At 64.8% G+C, this 7,983-nt stretch carries 3 protein-coding genes; 2 read left to right on the top strand and 1 reads right to left on the bottom strand.

The genetic code is table 11. From position 1 onward, the window contains the following. Positions 1–166 precede the first annotated feature (166 nt). Positions 167–1,573 (bottom strand): GntP family permease, encoded by a 1,407-nt coding sequence (locus ACVOLI_RS19745; RefSeq protein WP_481615685.1) that lies wholly within the window; start codon positions 1,571–1,573, stop codon positions 167–169. 161 nt (positions 1,574–1,734) lie between these two features. Between ACVOLI_RS19745 and ACVOLI_RS19740 the strand changes: the two genes are divergently transcribed. Beyond that, positions 1,735–3,975, top strand: coding sequence for a TonB-dependent receptor (locus ACVOLI_RS19740; RefSeq protein WP_481615684.1), 2,241 nt, complete (start codon positions 1,735–1,737; stop codon positions 3,973–3,975). A gap of 502 nt (positions 3,976–4,477) precedes the next feature. Further along, the gene (locus ACVOLI_RS19735; protein ID WP_481615683.1) at positions 4,478–7,834 is read left to right on the top strand and encodes a hybrid sensor histidine kinase/response regulator; all 3,357 of its coding nucleotides are present in this window, start codon (positions 4,478–4,480) and stop codon (positions 7,832–7,834) included. The last annotated feature ends 149 nt before the right edge of the window (positions 7,835–7,983 follow it).

Here is a 7,983-nt window from a genome sequence, read left to right as displayed (position 1 = left end):
CCCCAGGGCCGGGGCGCTAGGGCCCCCCGGTACCCCCCCCCCCCCCGGGGGCTCCCCCACCCCCCCGGGGGGGGCCGCCCCTAACCCGGGCTACAAGGGCGGTGCATGCCTTGCAATCTGCGTGTTGCCAATAGCCGCCTTGGCCCAGACCAGGTCAGGTGGCTGCTTAAACCAGCCCGGTCGCGTAATACACGCCGATGATCGCGAACACCGCCAGCGTCTTGATGATGGTGATGGCGAAGATGTCCTTGTAGGACTGGCGGTGGGTGAGGCCGGTGACGGCCAGCACGGTGATCACCGCGCCGTTGTGCGGCAGCGTGTCCATGCCGCCGGAGGCCATCGCCGCCACGCGGTGCAGCACTTCCATCGGAATGCCGGCAGCCTGCGCATTGGCGATGAAACTGTCGGCCATTGCCGCCAGCGCGATGCTCATGCCGCCTGACGCCGAGCCGGTGATGCCGGCCATGGCGGTGACTGAAACCGCTTCATTGACCAGCGGGTTCGGGATCGAGCCCAGTGCGTTGGCCACCACCAGGAAGCCGGGCAGGGCGGCAATCACCGCACCGAAACCATATTCGGAGGCGGTGTTCATCGATGCCAGCATGGCACCGCCGATCGCCGACTTGGTGCCCTCGGCAAACGAGGCAACCACCGGCTTCCAGGCAAAGGCGATGACGCTGAGGATGCCCAGCAGCAACGCGCCCTGCACGGCCCAGATCGCCCCCAGCTTGGAGACTTCCTGCACCACCGGTGCCGGGTTGCCGATCACCGCAGGAATGAAGGACTGGGTTTCACCGTAAAAGCCGGGAATCCAGCGGGTCAGGAAGAAATTGGCCACGCCGACCAGGATCAGCGGGGTGATCGCCACCAGCGGGTGGGCGAGGTTCTGGCCGTGGAAGGGTTCTGGCTCATTGCGCAGCTCGTCGTTGGCGCCCGCATAGCCCTCGCCATTGCGCACGGCGACACGGCGGCGCCATTCCAGGTAGCTCATGCCCAGGATCAGGATCACCACGGTGCCGATCACCCCCAGCCACGGTGCGGCCCAACTGTTGGTGCCGAAGAACGCCGAGGGAATGATGTTCTGGATCTGCGGCGTGCCCGGTAGCGCGTCCATGGTGAAGGTGAAGGCACCCAGCGCGATGGTGCCGGGAATCAGGCGCTTTGGGATGTTGCTCTGGCGGAACAGCTCGGCGGCGAACGGGTAGACCGCGAACACCACCACGAACAGCGACACACCGCCGTAGGTGAGCAGTGCACAGACCAGCACGATGGACAGCATCGCGCGCTTGGCCCCGACCAGCTTGATGGTGGCGCTGACGATGGACTTGGAGAAACCCGAGACCTCGATCAGTTTGCCAAACACTGCCCCCAGTACGAACACCGGGAAGTACAGCTTGAGGAAGCCGACCATCTTGTCCATGAACAAGCCGGTGAACATCGGCTGCACCAAGCTGGGGTCAGTCAGCAGCACCGCGCCCAGCGCCGCCACCGGCGCGAACAGGATCACGCTGTAGCCGCGGTAGGCGACAAACATCAGGAAGCACAGGGCCGCCAATACGATCAGAAACGACATTCACAGCTCCCCGGCCAATACATTGCCGGCGAGTATCAGGATCGGGGGCGGCCCGGCCCACTGTACGAAGGGACTATACGCGGCCGGCTAACGCTCCATTAACGTGCGCTCCATGGCGGCATTCGTGTGTCGCAACGTCATACCCGGGAGGAGGGAGACCAATGAAGCGCAAGTATCTGAGTATCGCCATCGGTGGCATTCTGCTGGCACCGGCCGCATTCGTGCAGGCGCAGGAGCAGCAGGCGGTGCCGGCAGGCACCACGGCGACGCAGCTGGACGAAGTGACCGTGACCGCGCGTCGTCGCAGCGAATCCATCCAGGACGTGCCGGTGGCGGTCAGTGCCTTCGGTGAGGAGCAGATCAAGGATCTGCAGGCCTCGACCGTGGAAGGCCTGCAGGGCGCCGTGCCCAACATGAACATCGCCCAGGGCCGCGGTTCGGCCAACAGCGTCAACGTCTTCATCCGCGGCATCGGCCAGCCCGATGCGCTGCAGACCTTCGACCCGGGCGTGGGCATGTATGTGGACGACGTCTACTACTCGCGTATCAATGGCGCGCTGTTCTCGCTGTTCGACATCCAGCAGCTGGAAGTGCTGCGCGGCCCGCAGGGCACGCTGTACGGCAAGAACTCCACCGGTGGTGCGATCAAGCTGACCACCAAGAACCCCTTCGACAATGAAGGCGGCGCGGTGGAAGTGACTGCCGGTGATTATGGTCGCCTGGAAGGCCGCTTCTATGTCTCGGGCAAGCTGAGCGACACCGTGGCTGCCAGCATTGCTGGCGCCAAGATCACCAATGACGGCTACGTCAAGGATGCGGTCACCGGCAAGCGTTACAACGACGATGACACCGAGGCATTGCGCGCGAAGCTGGCATTCCAGCCGACCGACAACTTCAGCGCGGTGCTGTCGCTGGACACCACCAAGCAGGATGCGGCGCTGACGCTGGGCCGTCCGATGGCACCATTGCTGCAGACCAGCCTGGCTCCAGCGGGTGTCATCGTGCTGCAGCCGGGAGAAACCGGTGAATGGAATCGTCGTGCGCAGACCTCGTTCCAGAACGGCGAAGGCCAGTACCTGAAGCACTCCGGTGCCTCGCTGTCGATGAACTGGGACATCAACGAGCAGTTCACGCTGAAGAGCATCAGCTCCTACCGCAAGCTCAAGACCAAGTCGTATATCGACATCGACGCCTCCGAGTACGAACTGGGCGACGTGCTGGTGGCGCTGGACCAGAACCAGAAGAGCCAGGAATTCCAGCTGCATTACGACAACGGCTCCAACCTGCACGCCACCTTTGGTGCGTACTACATGAAGGAGAACGTGCCGTCCTACCAGGAAGCCTATGCAGACGACCTGTTCTCGTTCCTGGGCGGCAAGGTGCCGTTCCTGCGCACCATCGACGATGACCTGACCACCACGTCCACCGCGGCATTCGCGCATGTGAACTGGGAGTTCGTACCGACCTGGACCGTCGCCGCCGGTGTGCGTTGGACCAAGGACAAGAAGGACTACGACCGTTCCACCAGCACGTTCTGGGGCGCCCCGTTCGCCAGCTTGAACGGCACGGTCGCATTCGATGCGAAGGCCTCGTGGACGGCAGTGACGCCGTCGATCAGCCTGCAGAAGGAATTCAGCGATAACCTGATGGGCTATGTGTCGGCCAACCGTGGCTTCAAGTCCGGTGGCTTCAACGGCCGCGCCAACACCGTGTACGACACCCAGCACGCCAAGTTCGACCCGGAATACGTGTGGACCTACGAGCTGGGCCTGAAGGGCAGCTCGGCGGATCACCGACTGCGCGGCACCGCCACTGCGTTCTACAGCAACTACAGCGACTTCCAGGCACGCGTATCGCAGGACGTGGGCACCTTCCCGGTGTTGAATGCGGCCAAGCTCAACATCAAGGGCATCGAGCTGGAAGGCAGCGCGCTGCTGGGCGAGTCCACCACCTTGAGCGCACAGCTGGGCTGGATGGACGCCAAGTACGACAGCTTCGAGGACTTCCGTCTCGATCCGTCCTACGCCGGCTACGATCCGACCGTGAACCACGACCACGTGCCGTTCTCGCCGGACGTGACCGCCCGCGTGGCCCTGCAGCATGTGTTCTCGCTGGGTGACAACGGCAGCCTGACCTTTGGCGGCGACGTGTCGTATCGCAGCGAAACCTGGTTGTCGGTGGACAACCGCAAGGTGCTGAGCCAGGACGCTTACACGCTGCTGGGCGCCTACGGCGTATGGGATTCGTCGCAGCTGACCTGGCAGGTACGTGCGGGCGTGCGCAACCTTACCGACAAGCAGTACAAGACCGAAGGCCAGGAGTTCGCCAGCGTTGGCAACATCCAGACCGCGTACTACGGCCTGCCGCGCAACTGGTATGTGTCGGTGCGTTACAACTTCTGATGATGGAGCCGGCGACGGCTGGCTGATTGGAATGCAAGGCAGCCCTCTCCCGCATGGCGGGGGAGGGCTTTTGCGTTTGTTGTTGGTGCTCTGGTTGTAGCTGCGGCGTCGGTTGCCGGAGCAGGTGCTGCTGCTTTGGCGTTGGCTTTTGCTTTGGCTTTGGCGTTGGCGTTGGCGTTGGCTGTTGCTGTTGCTGTTGCTTTAAGCCCCTCTCCCGCCTGCGGGAGAGGGGTTGGGGTGAGGGGAGCTTTTGCTGTTGGCTTTGGAGCTCTGGCTTTTGATGCAAAGGAAGAAGCAAATTGCCAGCGAACCGCACCCTCACCCCAACCCCCGCTCCGCGCCCCGGCCCCCGCGCCAGCGCGAGGGCGCTCGACGAAGCGCGAACCTATGGTTCGCAAACGCATCTTCTCGCCCCGGAGGGCGAGGGGCTTTGAGCCTGCACCGCTTCATCCTTCGCTCTTAACTCCGTATCCTGCCAAACAGCTTCCGGGAAACGCTTTCCATGTTGAGTCTGGTAACAGTGGCCTTGGCGGGTCTGGCCTGGCTGGCCTTGATGTTCGGCGTGGCCTTGTACGGCGAACGCCGGCCCACCGCGTTTGCCCGCCATTGGCGGCACATCTATGCGCTGTCACTGGCGGTGCACTGCACCTCGTGGACTTTCTACGGCACCGTTACCCAGGCCGCGCGCCATGGCTGGCCGCTACCGCCGACCTTCGTCGGTGCGATCCTGTTCTATGCGCTGGCCATCGGCGTGATGATGCGGCTGGTGCGGCTGGCGCGCGAAACCAACGCGACCTCGCTGGCCGACCTGATCGCCGCGCGGCTGGGCCGCGATGCCTGGCTGGCGGCAACGGTGACGCTGGTGACCGTGCTCGGCTTGATTCCGTATATCGCACTGCAGCTCAAGGCGGTGGCGATGAGTTTCGGCATGATCACCTCGCGCGCGGTGGAGGCCGGGCAGGGCGGTTCGATCTGGCAGGACAGCGCCTTGTACGTGGCGCTGGCAATGGCCTTGTTCGCGATGTTGTTTGGCGCACGCCGCGCCGATGCCTCCGAGCACAATCGCGGGCTGGTGCTGGCAATGGCGGCCGAATCGGTATTCAAACTGGGCGCGATGCTGGCGCTGGGGGTATTTGTCTGGTTTGGCTTGAAGGGTGTGCAAGCAGCCCCCGTGGCACCCGTCAGCGCGCCTGAGGGCGGCTTCATCCCGCTGGTGATACTTGGTGGACTGGCGATGTTCCTGCTGCCGCATCAGTTCCATATCGGCGTGGTGGAATGCCGCGATCCTGCCGATGTGCGCACCTCACGCTGGTTGTTCCCCTTGTACCTGCTGCTGATCGCGCTGCCCATCCTGCCATTGGCACGCGCCGGTACGATGCTGCTGGGCAATAGCGTGCCTTCCGACATGTACACGTTGGCGCTGCCGTTCGCTGCTGGCCATGAAGGGGTTGCCCTGTTTGCCTTCCTCGGTGGCCTGAGTGCAGCTACCGGCATGGTCGTGGTCAGTACGCTCACGCTGAGCCTGATGATCGGCAACCATTGGTTTGCGCCAGGTCTGGTGCGCAGCGCGTGGGCGCGCGCCGGCGGCGGTGATCATCGACGCGAACTGGTGTGGCTGCGACGCGCAGGCATCTGCGTGATCATGCTGCTGGCCTGGGGCTATAGCCGCCTGATTGGCGGTGGCAATGTGCTGGCCGATATCGGTGCGGTGTCGTTCTCGGCGATGGCGACGCTGGTGCCGGTGCTGGCGTTCGCCATCTGGCGACCGCAGACGCCACCACGTGCCGCCATTGCTGGTGTGGTCGCCAGCTTTGCGACCTGGGCCTGGGTGCTGTTGCTGCCATCGCTGCTGGAAAGTGGCGGGCGTACACCGATGTGGCTGCAGCAGGGGCCGTTCGGATGGCAGTGGCTTGCCCCGCAAGGTCTGTTTGGCCTGACTGGCTGGACGCCGCTGGGACGGGCCGTGGGAGCGAGTCTTTTCGTTGGCACGGCGGTGACCTTGCTGGCGATGGCATGGCGTCGCGACACGCCCGATCGCATCAGCCGCAACCTGGATGCCGATACCCTGCGCAATGCGGGGCGCCGCTTCCTGCCCGACGAGCGCGTGCAACAGCTGTTGGCAGACGCGCCGCGCAGCGGTGCGGTGGCAGCGTCGATCGAGGCCAGCATCGAGCGCGAGTTGTCGGCGGTGCTCGGTGCCGCCTCCGCGCGTCTATTGCTGGATGCCGCACGTCGCGAAGGAAATGAGCTGGCGACCGTGGCAGCCATCGTCAGCGAGGCCTCGCAGGATCTGCGTTTCAGCCAGCAGGTGCTGCAGGCCGCGTTGCAGAACATGAGCCAAGGAATCAGCGTGATCGATCGCGAGCAGCGGCTGGTGGCATGGAACCGACCTTATGCGCGCATGTTCGGCTTCCCGGATGAGTTGTTGCAGGTGGGGCGGCCGATCATGGACCTGACCCGCTGGGCGTTGCAGGCAATGCCGGCGCGCGGTGGCGATGAGCGTGCGGTGGATCGGCGTCTGGCCTTCATGCGCGCCGGCACGCCGCATCTTACCGAGCGCGTGTTTCCCGATGGCAGCATCGTCGAGATTCGTGGCAATCCGATGCCGGGCGGTGGTTTTGTCGCCACCTTTACCGACGTCACCGAATTCCGCCGCAGCGAGCGCGAACTCAAGCGCAGCAACGAGACGCTGGAGCAGCGCGTTGGCGAACGTACCGCGTTGCTGGAATCGGCCAAGCGTGAGGCCGAGCGGGCAAATGATGCCAAGAGCCGCTTTCTGGCTGCGGTGGGACATGACCTGCTGCAGCCGCTGCACGCTGCGCATCTGTTCACCGATACGCTGGCGCAACAGGTGGAGTCCAGCCAGCAGCAACAGGCGGTGGTGCAGATCCGCGGCGCCCTGGATTCGACCACCGATCTATTGACCGGCCTGTTCGACATGTCGCGGCTGGAAGCCGGTGGGTTGGTGCCGCAGCCGCGTGACCTGCCGCTGGCTGAAGTGCTGGACCCCTTGGTTTCGGAGTTCCGTGCGCTGGCCACTGCGCGTGGGCTGGCGTTTCACTATGTGCCCACCGTTGCCTGGGTGAACAGTGATCCGCAGCTGCTGCGACGGGTGCTGCAGAACTTCCTTGCCAATGCGGTGCGCTACACGAGCCAGGGCGGCGTGCTGTTGGGCGTGCGCCGCGATGGCGAGCGCCTGCGGGTTGAGGTGCACGACACTGGCCCGGGTATTGCCAAGCAAGAACAGCAGCGAATATTCGAGGAGTTCCGGCGCGGCGAGGACAGCAGTGGGCAGGGACTTGGCCTCGGCCTGGCGATCGCAGACCGTATTGCCGGCCTGCTGCATGCGCCGCTGCGGCTGCGCAGTGAGAAAGGGCAGGGCACGGTGTTCTCGGTGTCGTTGCAGCGTGTGAGCTCGCCGCAGATAGCGAACCAGCCGCGCGCACGCACTGCGGCAACCTCGGGCGGCGTGCCGGTACTGGTGGTTGATAACGATCCTGCCGCCCTGCAGGGATTGGCCGGACTGCTGCGCGGTTGGGGCTATGAGGTGGCCGAGGCCTCGGGCGAAGCGCAGGCGGTGGCGGCATTGCAGCAGATCCCTGCGAGTCTGTGGTTGTTCGACTACAACCTGGACGATGGCGATACCGGCACTGCATTGCAGCTGCGGTTGGGCGAACGCTTTGGCGCGCGACCTACGTTGATCCTCAGTGCCGATGACAGTCTTGCGACGCGGCGCGAAGTGTTGGAGCAGGGACTGACGCTATTGCACAAGCCGGTGCGGCCGCTGGCATTGAAGTCGATCCTGGATCGACTGTTGGCGGCGGATGCGTTGCGGCCTGGGACCGGTGGCAGGGAATAGGGACAGTGTTATCGGTCGGAGTCGGTAGCCCCGGGTAAGGGCGGCGCCACCCGGGGGGTGGGGGGGGGGGGCCCGGGGGGGGGGGGGGGGGCGGGGGGGGGGGGGGGGGGGGGTTGGGGGGGTGGGGGCGGGGGGGGGGGCGGGGGGCG

The sequence above is a fragment of the Stenotrophomonas sp. STEN029 genome (assembly GCF_056760015.1).
This window is presented reverse-complemented; position numbering and strand designations above follow the sequence as displayed.